General features: G+C 71.9%; 12 protein-coding genes. 5 read left to right on the plus strand and 7 right to left on the minus strand.

What is annotated here, in order from left to right; translation table 11 throughout:
• Positions 1 to 247: 247 nt before the first annotated feature.
• Positions 248 to 3,232, plus strand: a complete 2,985-nt coding sequence (locus AB0637_RS24305) for a DEAD/DEAH box helicase (RefSeq protein ID WP_366175330.1) — start codon at positions 248 to 250, stop codon at positions 3,230 to 3,232.
• A gap of 3 nt (positions 3,233 to 3,235) precedes the next feature.
• Here AB0637_RS24305 and AB0637_RS24310 read toward each other — a convergent pair whose 3' ends face one another.
• Positions 3,236 to 4,231 (minus strand): HNH endonuclease signature motif containing protein, encoded by a 996-nt coding sequence (locus tag AB0637_RS24310; RefSeq protein WP_366175331.1) that lies wholly within the window; start codon positions 4,229 to 4,231, stop codon positions 3,236 to 3,238.
• 26 nt (positions 4,232 to 4,257) lie between these two features.
• Here AB0637_RS24310 and AB0637_RS24315 point away from each other — a divergent pair, with 26 nt between their 5' ends.
• Positions 4,258 to 4,560, plus strand: a complete 303-nt coding sequence (locus AB0637_RS24315; protein ID WP_366175332.1) for a nucleoside triphosphate pyrophosphohydrolase — start codon at positions 4,258 to 4,260, stop codon at positions 4,558 to 4,560.
• Positions 4,561 to 4,644: 84 nt separating this feature from the next.
• Here the strand turns inward: AB0637_RS24315 and AB0637_RS24320 are convergent, their stop codons facing one another.
• Together AB0637_RS24320 and AB0637_RS24325 are read right to left on the minus strand one after the other, a co-directional pair.
• Positions 4,645 to 4,974 (minus strand): hypothetical protein, encoded by a 330-nt coding sequence (locus tag AB0637_RS24320; RefSeq protein ID WP_366175333.1) that lies wholly within the window; start codon positions 4,972 to 4,974, stop codon positions 4,645 to 4,647.
• Between the two features lie 369 nt (positions 4,975 to 5,343).
• The gene (locus AB0637_RS24325; RefSeq protein ID WP_366175334.1) at positions 5,344 to 5,964 is read right to left on the minus strand and encodes a hypothetical protein; all 621 of its coding nucleotides are present in this window, start codon (positions 5,962 to 5,964) and stop codon (positions 5,344 to 5,346) included.
• Between the two features lie 152 nt (positions 5,965 to 6,116).
• Between AB0637_RS24325 and AB0637_RS24330 the strand changes: the two genes are divergently transcribed.
• The 3 genes from AB0637_RS24330 to AB0637_RS24340 all read left to right on the plus strand — a co-directional run bounded on the left by AB0637_RS24330 (position 6,117) and on the right by AB0637_RS24340 (position 9,567).
• On the plus strand, positions 6,117 to 6,485 hold the full coding sequence (locus tag AB0637_RS24330; RefSeq protein ID WP_366175335.1) for a hypothetical protein: 369 nt from the start codon (positions 6,117 to 6,119) through the stop codon (positions 6,483 to 6,485).
• 947 nt (positions 6,486 to 7,432) lie between these two features.
• Positions 7,433 to 8,695 (plus strand): Fic family protein, encoded by a 1,263-nt coding sequence (locus AB0637_RS24335; RefSeq protein ID WP_366175337.1) that lies wholly within the window; start codon positions 7,433 to 7,435, stop codon positions 8,693 to 8,695.
• Positions 8,696 to 8,763: 68 nt separating this feature from the next.
• Positions 8,764 to 9,567 (plus strand): hypothetical protein, encoded by an 804-nt coding sequence (locus AB0637_RS24340; protein WP_366175338.1) that lies wholly within the window; start codon positions 8,764 to 8,766, stop codon positions 9,565 to 9,567.
• A 1-nt stretch (position 9,568) separates the two neighbouring features.
• Here the strand turns inward: AB0637_RS24340 and AB0637_RS24345 are convergent, their stop codons facing one another.
• The 4 genes from AB0637_RS24345 to AB0637_RS24360 are packed head-to-tail and all read right to left on the minus strand — an operon-like array spanning position 9,569 to position 17,602.
• Positions 9,569 to 10,789 carry a TIGR02679 family protein gene (locus tag AB0637_RS24345; RefSeq protein WP_366175339.1) on the minus strand — a complete coding sequence of 407 codons (1,221 nt, stop codon included), beginning with the start codon at positions 10,787 to 10,789 and terminating at the stop codon, positions 9,569 to 9,571.
• Positions 10,786 to 14,868 (minus strand): TIGR02680 family protein, encoded by a 4,083-nt coding sequence (locus AB0637_RS24350; RefSeq protein WP_366175340.1) that lies wholly within the window; start codon positions 14,866 to 14,868, stop codon positions 10,786 to 10,788. The genes AB0637_RS24345 and AB0637_RS24350 overlap by 4 nt, the downstream gene beginning before the upstream one ends.
• Complete coding sequence (locus AB0637_RS24355) at positions 14,865 to 16,055, minus strand: TIGR02678 family protein (protein WP_366175341.1); 1,191 nt, start codon at positions 16,053 to 16,055, stop codon at positions 14,865 to 14,867. The genes AB0637_RS24350 and AB0637_RS24355 overlap by 4 nt, the downstream gene beginning before the upstream one ends.
• Positions 16,052 to 17,602: a TIGR02677 family protein gene (locus tag AB0637_RS24360; RefSeq protein ID WP_366175343.1), complete on the minus strand. Its 1,551-nt coding sequence runs from the start codon at positions 17,600 to 17,602 to the stop codon at positions 16,052 to 16,054. The genes AB0637_RS24355 and AB0637_RS24360 overlap by 4 nt, the downstream gene beginning before the upstream one ends.
• Positions 17,603 to 18,073: the final 471 nt, after the last annotated feature.

Below are 18,073 nucleotides of genomic sequence, written 5' to 3' on the forward strand. Positions count from 1 at the left end.
GAGGTGAACTCTGACCTCACGATGCAGGCCTTGACTGCCTGACTGCACGGAGCATCACGCGGCGAACGTCGTACACCACCTCTGAGGACTTGACCTCGTACCTCGGCGTCACTCACCACGCGAGTGGCTCTTGGATCCAGAAGGCGCTGGACTTCCTCAAGCTCAGTGGTGTCGAGCTCGACGAGCGCGGTCTCATGAGTGAGCCGGACTTCGCCGAGTTGGCGCTACGCCGAGCACAGACCTGGTGGTGACCGTGGGCCTCATCGATCGGATCCGTCGTCGCCGACCCGCCGAGGTCATCGAGGAGGTCAGCTCCACGCCGGTGTTCGACATCCAGTACGGGCAGTACACCCGATTCATCACCGACCGCACCACGCTGTCTTTGATGCGTTCAGGTCGGGCATCGCGCCGCGCTCAAGAACAGTTCTACGTCCTCGATCTGCTCACCGACGAGTTCCGGGCAAGTGAGACCGACGACGGGTTCACGGTCCCCGAGGACGTGCTTGCGAGCTTGGACGCCGATGACGCGGCGGTCCTGGGGTTGCCGCCCGTCTTCGGCGGTGCGCTCGAAGCGCGAGTCCACCGCTGGACGTCGTCGCCGGACTTCGCCCTCGACCTCGACGTCCTGGTTGAGTCGCTCCCAACCGCTCCGGACCGCCGAGGTCCGGTTCTCCAGGTGGGTGGTGAGCTGCTCCGCCTTCCGCACTCCTTCCTGGTGGCGTTGCGCGCTGTCGAACGTCATCGCGCGATCGACGTGCCACGGTCGGAGGTCGACAACGTCCGTTTGGTTGCCAAGCTGCAGAAGGCTCGTGAGTTGGCGACGACCGAACCGGGAAGCCAAGACTTCTCGCTCTGTGCTCTCGACCGCTTCACCACGATCACGCCCAAGGCTGTAGCGCTCACCGTCGAGCCGCAGCCTGACGGCTCGTTGACGGTGCAGCCCGACCTGGGCCGCGACATCGATGCGGACGCATTGACGCGACGCTGGCACCAGTTGGACCGGCGACGGCCCGAGACCGCCGAGGCGGGAGACGTCATCCGGGTCGACGACACCCTCGTCCTCCTCGACGGGGACAAGCTCGCCGCGGTCCAGGAAGTCCGCCGGCGCCCGGTCATCGACCGGGAAGACGTTCGAGCCTTCCTGCAGGCGCCGGGGTCCTTTTACGACCCCGCCATCGTCGACGTCGACATCCGTTTCAGCGTTCGGGTCGCCGGCCTGGGTGTTCTTGCGCCCGTCACCTTCAACGAGGCGATGTCGACCGGGCTCGACTGGTACGCGAGCGTCTCCAGCACCTCCGGTACGCAAGCCTTGGTGGAGGGCGTCCAGACGCTCGCCCAGCAGGACGCTGTGGAGAGCTCGGTGAGCGACGCGTGGGAGCGGGGGGACACGGTCGTGGCCTCGGACGGGAAGGTTGTCGACGTCTCCGACCGCGATCACGTCCGCGCCGTTCTCGCCGCATCGCGGCAGCGTGTCGCCGCTCTCGACCTCCAGGAACAGGAGCCTGCACAGCAGCAGGCCGGCGACGAACGCCGTGTCACCGTCGGCATGCACATCGTCGACGCCGTCGGCACCGCTGCCGCGCTCCGCGAGCTCGCCGCTGCTGCCCGCCCGCAACAGCCAGCGGACTACACGCTGCTCCAGCGCGCCCCCTTCCCACACCAGCGAGCCGGGGTCGAGTGGCTGTCCGGCTTGCTGGCGACAGCTCTGGACGCCGCGCAGGACGTCCCCGTCCGCATCCAGGGCGCCCTCCTGGCGGACGACATGGGTCTCGGGAAGACCTTCACCACTCTCGTCGCGCTCGGCGAGGTGCAACGCGTGCAGCGTGCGGCCGGCCGCCTCCCGCTGCCGGTTCTGGGTGTCATGCCCGTCGCGCTGCTCGAGAACTGGCTGCAGGAGATCCGGACGACGTTCGGTTCCGCCCACGGCCCCTTCGACGACGTCGTCGTCCTGCAGGGCTCCGGCATCTCGCACTACCGCCTGCGGGGTGCCAGCGCGGAGACGGCAGCCCGCGTGGAGGACCTCGACGAGCACGGCATGGTGCGCGAAGACCGGATCCACGCATCGCTGCGCATCGGTCCTGCGTGCGGTGAGGCCCGGCTGGACCGACCCGGCGTTCTCGTGCTCACGACGTACGAGACCCTGCGGCGCTATCAGGTGTCCCTCGGTCTCGTCGACTGGGGCGTCGTCATCTTCGACGAGGCCCAGGCCACCAAGAACCCCGAGATCCTCACCACCCGCGCCGCCAAGGCGCTCAAGGCCCGCTTCAAGCTGCTGGCCACCGGCACCCCCGTAGAGAACTCATTGCGCGACTTCTGGACCCTCGTCGACACGGCGCAACCCGGCCTGCTGGGCTCCTGGGTGGAGTTTCAGGAGACGTGGGTCACCCCCATGACGGAGGCGACGCCCGCGGAGCACGAACGGCTCGGCCTGGAGCTGCGGGAAGCTGTCGGCCCCTTCATGCTCCGCCGGGTCAAGGAAGACCACCTCACCGACCTTCCGCCGAAGCACCTGCACGAGTACCGGCAGCTCATGCCGACGGCTCAGGTGCAGGCCTACGACGGCGTCATCGCCGCGCACCGGGGGCGCACCGGTCTGAAGGGCGCTGCGCTCAAGACCCTGCACGAGCTGGCGAACGCGTCACTGCACCCCGGCCTTTTGGCCGGCAAGCTCGACGGCGACCCGTCGAGCTTCGAGCTCTCCGCACGCACCCTCGTGACGGTGCAGACCGTCCTCGACGGCGTGCGTGCCAAGGGCGAGAAAGCGATCGTCTTCGCCAAGACCAAGGAGATGCAGCGCGCCCTTGCGCTGTGGCTCTGCGACCGCTACGGCTTCCGCGTCGACATCGTCAACGGGGACACCGCGGCGACCGGCCGGGGCGAGACGCGGATGAAGAAGATCCGCGACTTCGAGGCAAAGGAGGGCTTCAACGTCATCATTCTGTCCCCGCTCGCCGTCGGCGTCGGCCTGACCGTCGTGGGGGCCAACCACGCCATCCACCTCGAACGGCACTGGAACCCGGCGAAGGAGGCCCAGGCGACGGACCGCATCCACCGCATCGGACAGCAGCGCGAAGTGCACGTCCACCTGCCCGTCGCGTTGCACCCGGACGTCGACTCCTTCGACGTCAACCTCGACCGGCTGCTGCGGAGCAAGGTCGCGTTGAAGGACGCGGTCGTCGTCCCGCAGGAGGTGACGGGGAGCGAGCTGGAGAGTGCGCTGGGCCTCACCTGACGATCACGAAAAGCGCGACAGCACCGCCCGCACCAGCTCACGACGGCTCTCGACCGTCTTCGACGACCCCGCGAGCGCCGCGTCCACGCTCTCCCGCAGCCCCACCTTCAACGGCTCGGGCGAGGCGAGCACCGTCTCGTTGCGCAGCACGAGCGCGGCGAGCACTTCGGGACTGGGTATGCGGTCGCTCTTGCGGAGGTTGCAGGGCGCACACGCCGCGACGAGGTTCCACAGCCCGTCCAGGCCGGCGTCGTGCGCGGAGTAGCGGTTCATCAGCGACCAGGGGAAGACGTGGTCGACGTGCGCTGCTCCCGGCTCGTCCACCAGGAGCTCGTGGCAGTAGAAGCAGCGACCGTGCTGGAAGCCTTTGAGGGCGTGCAGCGCCGACGACACGGCCACCCTCCGCAGCGGCATGACGAATTCCTCGCCGTCCGCCGAGGGCCGAAGCCCCACGAGACGGTTGCTGACGCCCGCTGCGAAGGCGCTCTCGACGATGGACCAGCGCGACTCCAGCTCGCCGCTGAGCGAGTCGGCGACCTCGGCGAGGCGGTGCAGGTGCGGCGTCAGCACGATGCGGCGCGCGCCGCCCCGGCCGGAGGCCCGGTAGAACTCGTGGTCGATCCCACCGTTGGCGTTGGGGAACTTCGTCATGACCATACCGGGCATGTCCTTGACCGCCTTGTCGACGAGCCGTTGGGTCGGCTCACCATGGGTCGAGACGTACTCGATGTCCTCGTGAAGCATGGTCACGAAGTCGGTCGGGCTCGTGTTCTTGCTGCTGGGTGCTTGCGCAACGTCGGAGGAGCGTTCCGCCAGCTTCAACGTGTAGAGGGTGGCGAGCTCGACGAGGCTGATGTCCTCACGGCCTTCAGCTGCGAGGTCGAGGAGCGCCGCGCCGAGCGCGAACTTGTAGGTCCGCTCGTTCCTGCCGAGCAGGATCGCCATCCGCCACGACGTCGCCGGTGTCGGCTCCGTGCGGTAGAAGTCGTCGGCACTCACCGGACGACCTCGCAGGCCAGGGCCCCATGGGCAAGCTCGTGCGCGACCGCATCCCGGACATCATCCGCGCCGAGGGACGTGAGCCGAGGATCCGGATCCTCACCAACGACGAGTACGTCGCCGCGCTCCTCGTGAAGGTCGTCGAGGAGGCGGGGGAGCTGCGGGACGCGGCCACTACCGAGGAGCGGCTCGCGGAGGCCGCTGACGTCTACGAGGTGCTGCTGGCCGTGGCCGAGCTGTGCGGGGCCTCGATCGAGGACGTCGTCCGGCTGGCCGACGCCAAGCGGCAGCAGCGGGGTGGTTTCGGTGGCCGGGTGTGGTTGGAGTAGCCCCCGGGTCGACCGCAGGGGATCGCGTCGCATCACCGTCAGCTCGTCGACGGGTCCCCGTACCCGCTTGAGCAGAGGCACCCGTCACCGGCCGAGGACGACGGCTCCCTTCGAGATCTTCTCGAGGAACTCGCGCTGGTCCTTGTCGTCCTTCTTGCGGTGCACGAAGACGAGGAGGCGGTCGGCTTCCAGGTCGGGGCGGTAGTAGAGCCGGCCCATCCGTTCCGACCCTTTGAGACCGGTGTAGATGCCTCTGACCTCGTGGACGTCCGCGTACCCCTCGCACTTCTCGCCCGCGAGCTTCTTCGTGTCGAGGTCGACGAGCACCCGGACGAGGTGCGACAGCGCCCGGAACTGCTTGAGGTCGGTGAACGCGTCGAGGGTGGTCTCGTGGAGGTCGAGTCGGTTGAACATCCGGTCGAGGACGCCCTCCACCCCCTTCGCCGGCGACGGCCGAGGAGGCGCAACGATCGCGGCTGCGGTGAGCTGCTCCCGCAGATCCCGTTCTCGCTCTGCGGCCCGTCCGGCGTCGAGGAGCTGCTGCCGGAGCTGAGCGATCTCAAGCTCCTGGGCTTCCGCCTGGGTGTGAGCCTCCGCGAGGAGTGCCTCGGCGGCGAGCAGATCCCCGTTGGCTGCTTCCTCAGTGGTGGGCTCGCTGACCTGCAGCGCGGAGAGCTGCTTCTCCGCCTTGGTGCGAGCGCTCTTAGCGGCCTTCAGCTGGTTCTTGAGGGCGTCCCGATCGTCACGAGCGCCGTCGAGGTCCGCGGTGAGGGCGTCGACCTCTCAACGCGCGGTCTCCAGCTGGCTCTGAGCGACGATCAGCTCGACCCGCAGCAGAGCGTCGTGGGTCTGGGGCAGGGCAACGGCGTCCTCCGCGGGTGGAGCGGAAGGTGCCGCAGAGCTGCTGTCCAGGGCGTCGGTCACCGCAGCTGCGCACTGGTCAGGGGTCAGGTCGCCGCCCAGGCGGATGAACCAGTCGTAGTGGTACCCGTCCGAGGCGGGACGCCAGCTCTGCGCCCACCGCTTGACGGTGGTACCCGACGCTTCGAGACGGCGCACCAGCTCTTCTGCATCCTCCTCGGCGGCGTCGAGCACCACGTAGTGCCCGAACCGGGTGGACTCGATGGCCCACCGGCTCACCGCGAGCAGGGAGGGTGCCGCGGTCTCGACCAGCACGACGAGGTCCTCGGACGGGCCGACGAAGTCGTCGCAGTCGTCTTTCGGCACGCTCGGGTCGTCCAGGCAGACGAACATGCCCTCGTTGATCGGGTAGACGCGGCCGCCGTAGACGACACCGCTCACCCCATCGGGCATCCGTCGCACCGGTCGCTCGGTGAGCTGCTCGACGTGCTCACCCTGTCCCGTGCGCACGGCCACGCTGACCTTGCGGGATCCCCTGGCCATCTCTGCTCCGTCCTCGAACTGTCGCTCTTGGAGGGTCGACGTGGTGAGAGGCGGGGTTGACGCCTCCGATCAGGCGACATGACCCCTGGCCGGGGGGATCGAGGTCGAACGAATGACCACTACTTCAGTCAGTCGACTCTTGTGCTGGACGCATGGATCTCGGCCACCCCGTACGAGCCGTCGTCCCGTCCTTGGACGGGCCAGTGCTCACTGCGCTGGCCAAGCTGACGGTTCCGATGTCTGGCCGTGAGGTCGCTCGCCTCGTCGGAACCGCTTCCCCGGCCGGGGTGCAACGTGTTCTCACCCGTCTCGTCGGGGAGGGAGTCGTCACTGTCGAGCGGCGACGGAACGCGGCCTGCTACAGCGTCAACCGGAACCACCTCGCCTTGCCCACGGTGGAGGTCCTCGCCCATCTGCGCCGGGAACTCCTGCACCGCATCGAGGAACTGATCCGCTCCTGGGCCGTGCCGGTCGAGACGGCCGCGGTCTTCGGTTCCCTCGCTCGGGGGAGGGCGCGTTGACTCCGACGTCGACCTGTTGCTCGTCCGTGCTGACGAGGTGACGGGGAACGGGCCTTTGCCTGGAACGAGCAGGTGGACTCCCTTGTGACCGCCGTCCGGTCCTGGAGCGGCAACCCGGCGCAGCCGTACGAACATCTCCCTGAGCGACCTCCGAACTCACGTCGAAGCCGATGAGCCCATCGTCCGCTCGTGGCGGCGGGAGGCCATCACCCTCGTCGGTCGAGACCTCAGCGCCCTCCTGCGGAGCGTGGCGCGGTGAGCCCGTCCGGCCGCTTGAGCAACTTGCTCACCGGCCGAGGAGCGGACCCGGCTGGAGCAGGCGCGTGCGTTCCTCGAGGTCGCGGAACTGTTCGTCGGCGAGACCGATGACGGTCTCGCCACCCCGCAGGTGGCAGCGTCGTTGGCGGTCCTGTCGGGCATCGCCGCGTCCAACGCGGTGTGCTGCAGTCGACTGGGACAGCGCTCGCGGGTCAGGACCATCGGCAAGCCGTCGATCTGCTCGCCACCGTCCGACGGGGCGGCGAGGGCGAAGGACCTCCGCCGTCTCTTGGAGATCAAGGACCAGGCGCACTACGCCGCCGCTACGGTCTCCGCTGCCCGCGCTGAGCAGGCCGTCCAGTGGGCTCGCCGGCTGTACGACCTCGCGGTGCGAACCGGCTGACGTCGATCGCCGGGACGAGCCGAGGGCTGGTGCCCTGGCGACTCCTCGCCGTCCCCCCTGCTCGTGCAGCGGGCGACGGGTTGGTTCGACCGGCGACACGCCGGTTCCGCGGTGACCGATCACCGGCGCTCGCGGCGGTCCGAGCGGCGGTGCCCCGACCCGCAGCCACCGCTGCACGAGGGGCACGTCGCGCACCCGGTCCACCGCCTCGTGCCGAGACCGGCTGACCTGGCCGTCGCCGAACGCTCGATCAAGCTTCAGAGCCAACCTTGATTATGATGTCGCCGTGTCCCGTCTCCTCAACGCGCAGTGGACTCCCGAGCGCGACATCACCGGTGTCCCTCGCCGCCACCGTCAGCCCTGCCGCTACGACGCCTTCGTCCCCGACCCGCTCGTCGGCCGCCACGTGCTCCTACCCGCCGACGTTGCCGCCGACGTCTCCGACGCCGAACGCGCTGTCCAGCGGCTCAACGCCTCCGGGATCCCGTACCGCGGGTACGAGGCCATCGCCCGCCTCCTGCTGCGGGCGGAGGCCGTCGCGTCGTCCCGCATCGAGGGCCTCGAGATCGGCGGGCGCCGGCTCGCGCGCGCCGACGCCGCCCGCGAGGCCGGCGTCGTCGAGGACGCCGGAGCTGCTGAGGTCCTCGGCAACATCGACGCGATGCGCGCGGCCGTCGACGACGTCGCCCGACGCCCGCGGCTGGACGTCGAGGCGATCTGCGACATCCACCGGGCCCTGCTGGCGGGCACCCGCGACGCGAGCTGGGCCGGCACCGTCCGCGACCGGCAGAACTGGATCGGCGGGTCGAGCTTCAACCCGTGCGCCGCGGACTTCGTCCCCCCGCCGCCGGACGACGTCGGGCCGCTCCTCGAGGACCTCGTCGGCTACCTGGACTCCGACGTGCACCCACCGGTCGTGCAGGCCGCGATTGCGCACGCGCAGTTCGAGACGATCCACCCCTTCGCCGACGGCAACGGCCGCACCGGCCGGGCGCTGATCCACGTCGTCCTGACCCGTCGCGGACTCAGCCCCCACCACGTCCCCCCGGTCAGCCTGGTCCTCGCCACCCGCAGCCGGGACTACATCGCCGGCCTGGAGTCCTTCCGCGCGGACGGTCACGAGGGCGTTGCGGAGTGGATCGCCACCTTCGCGGCGGCGACGTCCGAGGCGTGCGCCCGGGTGGCCGGGCTCACCGACGGGCTGGTGGCGCTGGACCACCGGTGGCGGGAGGCGCTCGGGTCGGTGCGTGCCGGGTCGACGGTGGCGCAGCTGCTCGACGAGATCCTGCCTCGGACGCCGATCACGACGGTGGCGCAGCTGGTCCGCCTGACGGGCCGCTCAACGCAGGCCGTCAACGAGGCCGTCGACCGCCTCCACCGCGCCGGCGTGCTCCGCCAGACCACCGCGGGCCGCCGCAACCGCGCCTTCGAGGTGGACGGGCTCGTCGACCTCATCACCGGTTTCGAGCGTTCCCTCGCCTCCCCCGCCGCTGACACGGCCGTCCATCCACCCGTCCGGCCGGTGCCGCACCGCGCCCCCGGCCGCTGACGACCCGAAACGTCGTGTCCGACCCCTCTGCCAGAGTCGCTACGGACAGTGACTTCGGGAGGAGCGTCATGGCCGCGGTGTTCATCGAACTGGGTCTCCGGCTGGCCGCTTGGTACCTGCGCGCGCTCAACCGCTCCTGGCGGGTGGTGTCGCGCTGGATGCGTCCGCACCGCCGCACCGACCCGCACGTGGAACGACTGCAGGCGTGGCGGTCCTGGCTCGGGTACGCCAGCGTCGTCATCGCGGTCGCGGCGTCGCGTGAGGTGCCCGGGGCCAGTGGCCTGCTGGAGGGCGCCTTCCTGGGGTTCCTGCTCAAGGCCGCGGTGGCGGTCCCCGTCTTCCTCGTCGGCATCGCCGTCGTCGCTGTCCGCAGCCACGCCACCCAGCGACGGGACCGGCTCGCGCCGACCGTCCGGCCGTTCCTGCTGCTGCTCGCGGTCGTCGCGGTCCCCCCGCTCTGCGTCTGGGGGGTGGAACACGTGCAGCACCTGCCGGCCGCTGCTCCCTTCGTCCTGGGCGGTGGTGTCGCGCTCTACCTGCTGTTCCCGTTCCTGCTGGCCGGCGCGACCGCGGTCCTCGTCCACGGGGTGCGACACCTGTTCTGCGCCGGGGACGTCCACCCGCTGCTGCCGTCGATCCTGGCGTTCGTCGTCGCCCTCGCCAGCGGCGCCGAGAACGTCACCCAGGCCTTGCAGCCGGCCGTCGGCCTGGAGCGCACGCTGTCCCTCCTGGGCGTCGGCGGTTCGCTGACCGTCCTGGGCCTGACCGTCTACGAGCACCTGCGGCTGCGGCGACTGGGGTGGCGCTGGTCCGACCTGCGCGTCCCGATCACCGACCTCCCGCGGAGCCACCCGCTCCGCCGCCGCGCCTGACTCACCCGGTGGCGAACCGGCTCAGGTCCGCGAGCAGCTCCGCCAGCACCGCCTCCTCATCGACGCCCATCCCCACCCGCTCGACCTCCACCGCCAGCTCGACGTCCCACGGCGTCGGCACGGGGTTCCCCCGCAACGGTCGCCCGGAGTGCCGTACGGCGTCCCGGTAGTCCGCCACAGACAGCCGCCACGCCTCCGCCCCGAGGGCCAGGACGGAACCGGCGATGGACAACCCGCCCCAGTCCAGGTCCCCGTGGTACCGCAGCCGAACCCCGTTGTCCGCCAACGACCGCAGCAGTACGGACCCCGCCGCGCTGGGCCGGCCGGCGAGGCAGACCAGCGGTGGTGTGGCGGGGCCGAACTCGTCGAGTGCGGCCCGCAGCACCACCGGGTTTTCGCAGACGTGCACCACCCGCCCCACCAGCCCGGACGTCGGAACGCCCGCGACGACGTGGCGCAAGGTCAGGACGGTCGGCAGGCCGGCGAGACGCCAGGACTCCAGCGCCCGCCCCGTGGGGGACTCGTCCCCCGGAAACCCCGCCACGAGGACGGTCGAGGAGACGTCGTCGAGGGCGACCCCCGCGCTCGCCCACACAACCCGCCGCTCGGCGGCGTTCACCGGGACGGGAACTCCCGCGACGTGGGCGAGCGCCGAGACCACGAGACCCGCCAGCGCTCCGCCGTCTAGGGCGTGCGGATCGCGGACGGTCCGCTGGGCCAGGGTTCCCAACGCCTCTCCGGACGAGGGCAGGGCGGCGAGGACGGCGCACAGGTCCGCGACGAGTTCCTCCGAGCGCACCGTCCTCCGCGCCGCCGGCGAGTTCCGCGCCGTCGCCCACCAGTCGGCCCACCAAGGGTGGGCCAGGACGAGGTCGTCGAGCGGTCCCAGCAACGCGACCCACGCCGCCTGCGCCGCCGCGGCCTGGTCGGCGCGCACGGGCACCGGTCCGTCGAGGTGCACCACCGCGTCGACGAGACCGGACGGCCAAGCCCCGCGCCGCAGCACGGCGTCCACGTCCTCCAGGCGCACCGACAAGGACCCGGACGTGCGCGGTGGGCGCCCGAGCAGCCGCTCGACGACCTCCCGTTCGGCGGGGGAGGCATCGCGCAACGCGACGGCGCCGGCGACGGGTTTCCCCGCCGCGATCCGGTCCCGCACGCGGCGGCGCAACCACGCGGCATCCGGTCCCCCGAGGAGGGCTCGCAGGCGAGCGTCGTTCACGAGAACAGGTCGTCCTGCTCCGGCGGCGGCGTCGCCCGCGGGGCGGGGACGACGGACTGGTTCGCGGGCCGGTCGATCTCGTACCGGGTGTTCCCGTCCCAGCGGAACGAGGTGACGAGCACCGCGTCGACCCCCTCGACGCGCGACAGCTGGGCGATGCCGATGCCGGGCACCTGGGGGTAGCAGGCCCACTCCCGTTCACTGGTCATGACGACGTCGAGGTCGAACTGCGCGAGCAACCCCAGGTAGTCGGCGCGGGCGGTGTCGTCTACGCCGGCGAACGCCTCGTCGAGGGTGATGATCCGGGGCGCGTCGGGGTTTCCCGCGGACCGGTAGTGCGCTGAGGCCGCGGCGAACAGCGGAACGCTGGCCGCGAGGACCTGCTCCCCGCCGGAGGCCGGGCCGTCGGCGGGACGCCACTGGCCGTTCTGCCGGCGCTGCACGCTGAACCGGTGCCAGCTCCGGTAGTCCAGCGCGGTCGTGAGGTGCTCCAGCCACGTTCCGGCCGAACTCTCCTGGCGGACGGCCTGGATCCGCTGCTGCAGGAACTCCCCGACGGCCACCCGGTCCTCGGCTGACCAAGCGTCGGCGCTCTGCCGCAGCAGACGTCGCCGTGCCTCCTGCAGCCCGGCGGGCCCGTCGGGCACGGGCTGCCACTGCATCCGCAACCGCATCCCCGTGCTCAGCGGACGCTGCTCGAGTTCGGCGTTCATGTCGGCCACCTGCCGTTCGGCGGCCCGGATGAGTTCCTGCAGTTCCCCGGCGACCTCGGCGACGAGGTGGTTCTCCAGGACCTCCCGCTCGCGGGCGTCGAGCAGGCGCTGCCGTTCCCCGGCGTCGGCGTCGAGGTCGGCACGCAGGTCCGGGACGGTCGTCGTCCGCCCGGCGTAGCGGACGTCGACGACGATGACGTCGGCCACGAGCGACCACGTCGCGGTGTTGCCGCGTCGGGCCAGGGTGTCGGTGAGGCTCTTCACCTCCGCTGTCACCGCGTCCTGGGAGCGCTGCCACTCCTTCTCGTCCAGGTCCTCCGGGATCGCGCTGTCGGCACGCCGCGCGAACGCCACGGCCGGGGTGGGGGCCCACGGGGCCGAGGTGTCGGGGACGTCGAGGTCAGCCCCGGCGACGGCCACGATCCCGCTGGCGGCGAAGGTCCGCAGGTCGGCGACCGCGCTGTCGCGCACCTCCTCCGCCGTGCGCAGCTCCAGGGTCAGCTGGGACCGGCGGCCCGCGACTTCGCCGAGGCCTCGCTCGGCCTCGCTCTTCTCCTGCTCGGCCGGTCCCACCGCCCGCCTCGTCCGCGTGAGGTCCGCCGTGACCGCGCTCAGCTGCGCCCGCAGGTCGTCCACGGCGCGACCCAGGCTGTCGCGCAACGTCTGCGCACGGGTCCGAGCCGTCGTCGCCGCCTCCTCCCGTTCGCGCAGGACGACGTCGGCGTGCCGCGCATCGGCGTCGGCCGTGGCGACGTCCTCCTCCGCGCTCGCCACGTCCCGCGTGGCGCGCGCGACGGTCTCCCAGCGCTGCTGCAGCTCGGTGGCGGCGGCCCGGACGTCCGAGACCGCCCCGATGACCACGGCCACCGCGGCCGGGTCGGGATCCAACCGCAGCTCATGCGCGCCCTCCCGGGCACGCAGATCGGCCGCGTCGCTCGCGGCGACGGCGGTGGCGAGGTCGGCGTCCGCCTGCCGCACGACGGCGTCGGCCTCGACGGCGGCCTCGGCGAGGGAGGTGCGGCGGGCGTGCGCGGCCCGCAGGTCCGCGTCGTCCGGCAGCGCGCGCCGCTCGGTGGCGAGGACGCCCGCGCGACGATCCAGCTCCCTCAGCTGCTCGCCGACCACCTGGCGTTCGCGGCCGAGCGTCGCCAGCTCGGCCTCGACGTCGGCGAGCCGCGCGCGCCGGGCCGCCTCGCGTGCGCTGCGTCCGATGAACCGCGCCTCCGGCACCGACCAGCGGCCGGCCAGCACCCCGAGACGGAACGTCCCGTCGGGGGCGACTGCGCTGCTGGCATCGACCCGGTCCCACGCGACGGCGGCCAGCGCCGCGCGCACCGTCTCCTCCGTCAACGGCGCCACGTCGTTCCCGTCGAGGGCGGGGCGCAGCACGTCGAGCAGGGACGGCCCGTCGACGGGCTGGCCCGGCCGCACGACGACGTCCCCGTCGGGAGCGGCCTCGTCGCCGGGGAACACCCAGGCGTCGAGCAGACCGGACGCCTGCAACGCCGCTTCCAGTCCGGCGCGGTCGGCGGCGGACAGGTCGGGGGCGAAGTCGACGACCCGCCACAGCGGCGCTCCCGGGCGCCCGGTCCGGTCCGCGGTCCGGGTGGGCGGCAGGGGCGGTTCGGCGTCCTCCCCGGCCTGCAACCGCGACCGTTCCGCCGCGAGTTCCGCCTCCCGCTCGCTCAGCGCGCGGTCCCGGCCGGTCGCCTCGGCGCGGGCGGTGGCCAGGTCGCGGGTCACCCGGCCGACGGTCTCGTCCGCGGCCAGCGACAGCGGGGACGGGCCCTCGACGGTGGACGTCCACCCGCGGAGTTCGGCGAGCACTCCGGTGACGTCCTCGAGGCGCAGTTCCCGGGCCGCGTCCAGCGCCGTCGTCGCGGCGGCGACGTGGGTGTCGGCGGCCCCCTCGACGGCGCGGTCCGCGGCAGCCGACCGTTCGGCGATCCGGTCGGCCGCAGCGCGGGCCCTGTCGCTGTCCTGCTGCCGGCGGTTGCGCAGGGCGACGGCCTCGGCGCGCTCCCGCAGCAGGTCCTGCACGTGCTGCGCCTCCCGCCCACGCCGGTCCGCGGCGTCCCGCACGACGCCCAGGTAGATCGGGGGTTCCTGCGTCGTGGGGTCCGGCGGCTCCGGCAGGAGGATCCCGGCGGCGTTCGCTCGCTCCGTCAGGGTGCTGAGCGTCGTCTCGAACCTCGCGCCGACGGCGCGGAGGTGCTCCTCGCGGTCGCTGGAGGTCGCACGAGCGCGGTCCAGGCGGTGCTGTGCGCCGTCCACCGCACGGCGGGCGTCCTGCGCTGCCGTAGCCGCCAGCTCAGCGGACGTCTCGGCCTCGGCGAGGGTGGACAGGCGCTGGTCGCCGGCCAGGGCGGTCTGCCGCGCGGACAGTTCCGTCACGCGCTCCCGGACCGTGGTCAGCGCCTCGCCGGCCGCGGTGAGCCGTTCGGTCGCCGCGGCGTGGTCCCGGTCGGCCTGCGCGAGGAGGCGCCCGGCCTCCTCGTAGCGGTACTGGGCGTTCCTGAGTTCCGCGGTCCGACGTTTGACGGCGGCACGGGCGTAGCGGCGGTAGTGCCGCAGGAAGGCGGTCGCCGCCTCGCGCGCCTCCAGGAGGTCGTGCAGGTCACGGCGGTCGTCCTCGAGGCTGCGGAACGCCTCGGCGACATCGGCGAGGACCTGCGGGTCCAGGGGCGGCAGCGCCTCGGTCAGCGCGGCCGACAACGCGGCGGCGTCCGGTCGTTTGGTGAGCTGCGGGCGGCGCAGCTGCACCATCAGGTCGACGAGCGCCCCGTACCGGTCCTCCCCGAGACGGAACAGCGTCTCGTCGACGTGCCGCCGGTAAGCCCGCCGGGAGTCGAAGGGGACACCGGCGTCACCGAGGGCGTCGATGAGACGTTCCCGGGGTAGCGCGGTCCCGGCTCGGTCCACGAGGAACAGGTCGCGACCGATCCGCGCGGACGTCGAGAAGAACCAGTGCCGAGCGATGCCTCGACCGGTCACGGCCTTCATCCCGCACCCCAGGGTGCGGAACTCCTCGCGGCCGTCCCGGTCCAGGCGGCCGAGTTCGAGCCAGGTGTACCCCGTCCGTTCGCTGTGGGGGTGCGCCCCGTCGAGCAGGAGGTTCCACTCCATGCGCTTCTTGCGGTCCCCGTCGGGTTCGACGCGGTGCGAGGCCAGGTCACCGTCCAGCAGGAAGGGCAGGGTCAACGCGAGCACCTTCGACTTGCCCGCACCGTTGTTGCCGCGCAGCAGCAACCGGCCGTCGTGGAACCAGAACTCCTCGACGTCGTAGTAGTACAGGTCCACCAGTCCCGCTCGCAGCGGCCGCCACCTCGTGGTGGTGGGTCGGGGCAGGTCCGAGGGGGTGTTCACATCGTCTCCGCTGGGGTGGTGGGGCGCAGGGCGTAGCGGTGCAGGGGCGGGAGGGCGTGGACCTCCTCGCGTTCGACGCGGACCAGACGCAGCGCGGCGAGGCGGTCCAACGCGGTGGCCACCAGGGTGATCTCCTGGCCCGGGGCGTCCGATCCCTTGCGCCAGTCCGCCCGGTGCGCCCGCGCCAACTGGTGCACGTGCCGACGCAGGGCGGTGACAGGAACAGGGACCGGAGCCCGCTCGGTGAGGAACTCCGCGACCAGCAGGGCGACGTGGCCGTCGGTCCCGTCCTCGGGCATGCGCAGGTCGGTCAGGTCGTCGGCGGGGTCGACCATCGCGATCCCCTCCGTCCGCACCTCCGCGACGAGCCCGGTGAGTTCTTCCACCCGGTCGGTCAGCGCGCGACGTTGGGTGGTCAGGTACGCGAGTTCGTCGGCGTCCAGGTCCTCGTGCAGGAGCACGGGGTCGTCGAGGAGCCGTCGGGTCAACAGGTGCCGGATCGCCCGGTTGCGGCCGTCCTCGGTCACCGACGGCGGGGTGGCCGTCAGGGCCTGCACCCGTTCCTCCGTGGTGGTCGCGGTGATCGTCGAGGGTCCCTGTGGTGCGGCCAGGAGGCCGGCCAGGACGTGCTGGTCCACGTCGTAGAGGACGTCACCGGCGGCCCGCAGGTAGGACTCCTCGTCACCGCTCACCCTCGTCAACGCCCCCAGGTCGAGCAGGGTGCGGACGACCGCGACGAGGTCACGCCGTTCCTCGACGTGCTCGAGGCGGAAGGCGACCCCGGCAGCCACCAGTTCGGGGTCGGAGGACTGCAGGAGGACGTCGTCGGCGAGCACGCCCAGGGTGGTCTGGCTCTCGGAACGGGACAGCACGGCCAGGGCCAGGCACAGGAGCACGTAGCGGCGGCGGGAGTACGGGCGCTGTTGACCGTCCACCAGGGGACGGGTCTCGTCCCTGGGGTCGGCCGCCACCTTCTCCAGCCGGGCGAGCTCCGGCTCCACCCGCAGGCGCCACCCGGTGTTGAGGTCGAACCACTGGCGCAGCCAGTCCGCGTGCCGGCGCACGAGGACGAACGCCTCGGCGTCGCGGCCCGCCGGTCGCAGGAGGGGACGCAGGAGCAGCGCGCGGGCGGCGCGGCGGCGTTCGTGCCGACGGTCGTCCTCCAGCCGTCCGGACAGGGTGCTCACGGTCGGGGACCCTCCGGTGCCGTGTCGCGGATCTCGACGAGCCCGTCGGGCAGGTGGAGCGTCCCGTGCTCCGAGCGCACCGGGACGGTCACCCCCGCCGGGTCCAGGGTGATGCGCACCTGCAGCGAGCCGTCCGCCGAGGTCGCCTCGCACGGGGCTCCGGGAACGTCGGGACGACGGGCGGCGACGGCCTGCCCCAGCAGACCCAGGAAGACGGTGAAGGCAGGCCCGGACAGGTCGGGCAGGTCCGCGAGACGGCCCGGGCCGTCCGTGAGGAGCTCGGACCGGGCCAGGCGCAGCTGTTCCCGTTGCACCGCAGCGAGTTCCGCCAAGTGCCGGCGTTGCGCCGAGCGGTCCTGCACCCGCGCCGGTCGCCCCCGTCGTTCGTGCCGACCTGTGCGGCGGAACTGCGGGCTGATGCGCAGCGGTTCGGCCTCGGTCCACGACACGACGGTGCGCGGTCCCGCCTCCCGGGCGGTGAGCGTGTCGCTGTCGATGCTCAGGTGGCGGGCCGGACTCAACCCGAAGGCGTTGTGCCAGATCCGGTGTCGGGAGGAGTCGTCCGGGGCCTGCGCGAACCAGAGGGCGAGCCGGCGGAAGTCGGCAGAGCGGTCCGAACGTCCGGACCGGCGTTCGTTGATCACCTGGACGGCGCGCAGGAGCTGGGGGATCGCCGATCGGCCGCGGCGGCGCAGCACGTCCTTCTGGCTGGGGGTCTCCCGGCTGCCGACGAACCAGGTGCGCACCCCCCGCCACCGCTGGTCCCAGACCTCCAGCACGCGCTCCGCGGCGTGGTCGAGGTCCTCGGTCGCGCCGTCGCCGGGCGCGACGTCGACCGCCTCGCGCTCGGCGACCGCGCTGAGGGCCGCGTGCACGTCGGCGGCCTCGGCGCGTAGGACGAGGTCGCTGATCTGAGCTCCCACGGTGACCAGGTCGGAGAGGAATCTTTCGAGGTAGTCGACAAGCCGGTCCTTGTAGGCGACGAAGGCGTCGAGGTCCGCGTCCTGCAGGTCGATGGACCGCTGCATGGAGGCCATGAAGGCGGCGGCGTTCTCGGCCAGGGTCTCCAACCGTTGCGTGAGCGCGGTGAGGAGGTGCTGAGCGCGTGCGGCGTCGAGGGGCCTGGGGTCCTCGAGGAGCGTGACCAGCGACCGCAGGTGCTCGGCGATGTCCTCCAGGGCGACCGCCTGCAGCGCGCCGCGGCGGCCGAGCGACTCCTCGTAGACCGACAGCGCCCGTTCGGCGGCCTGGCCCTCGGGGGTCAGCTGGTACAGGTAGCGCGCTCGGTGGAAGTCCTCCACCGTCGTCACGCGGCCGGTGTCGGGGTCGGCGCGCAGGTTGCCCCACGCGACCAGGGAGGTCAGCGCGTTGTCGACCGGCTCGATGCCGATCGCCGTACCCGCGCCGGCCAGGTCCTCCACCACGTCCTCGGGTCGCAGGTGCAGGACGTAGCGCGTGCGAGCGGCGGAGAAGACGCGCAAGACCGCGCGGTAGGTGGCGGCGTTGTCGGTGCCCAGGTGGGCGAAGGGCTTCGCCTGCTCGCTCATCGGTCCTCCCGTTCGGTGGTGCCCGAGCCTACGCAGGCTCTGCTCTGTAGCTCCCGCGCGAGCTCCGGCGGGACCGGCGCCGAGTCGGAGGACGCCGCGGGTGCACGGTCCGGGTGTCGGGGAGTCCCCGGAGCATCTTCGCCTGCAGCGCAGTCGAAGACGAACGTGAGGGCGCGAGGATTTGGAGCTGCGTCGGGTGCGGCGTACTGTTCTTCACGTCGCCCCGAGCGGGGCGGAAAACCTGGAGCTTCTGGCCGAGGGTGATCCGCGTCTGGGACGGGTGGCGCCGGAAGGTCCTTGAGCGGGGCTGGGTTGAGGTTTGGCCTGGTGTTCGGTTAAGGTGGGAAAGTTGCCCCTCTTCCGCTGGCCCGCTTGATGTGGGTTTGTCGGGGTGGGTGCGTCCGGTTCTTGAGAACTCAACAGTGCGCTAGAAATATGTTGATGCCATATGTATCAACCCCCAATGGTCCT

Origin of the sequence: Kineococcus sp. NPDC059986 (assembly GCF_040702905.1) — a bacterium.
Taxonomy (GTDB): Bacteria; Actinomycetota; Actinomycetes; order Actinomycetales; family Kineococcaceae; genus Kineococcus.

Bases quoted from the DNA above. Each gene is read 5' to 3' on its own strand.
- AB0637_RS24360 (WP_366175343.1), bottom strand. From the start codon at position 17,602: ATGAGCGAGCAGGCGAAGCCCTTCGCCCACCTGGGCACCGACAACGCC.
- AB0637_RS24330 (WP_366175335.1), top strand. From the start codon at position 6,117: ATGGATCTCGGCCACCCCGTACGAGCCGTCGTCCCGTCCTTGGACGGG.
- AB0637_RS24340 (WP_366175338.1), top strand. From the start codon at position 8,764: ATGGCCGCGGTGTTCATCGAACTGGGTCTCCGGCTGGCCGCTTGGTAC.
- AB0637_RS24325 (WP_366175334.1), bottom strand. From the start codon at position 5,964: ATGGCCAGGGGATCCCGCAAGGTCAGCGTGGCCGTGCGCACGGGACAG.
- AB0637_RS24320 (WP_366175333.1), bottom strand. From the start codon at position 4,974: ATGTTCAACCGACTCGACCTCCACGAGACCACCCTCGACGCGTTCACC.
- AB0637_RS24315 (WP_366175332.1), top strand. From the start codon at position 4,258: ATGGGCAAGCTCGTGCGCGACCGCATCCCGGACATCATCCGCGCCGAG.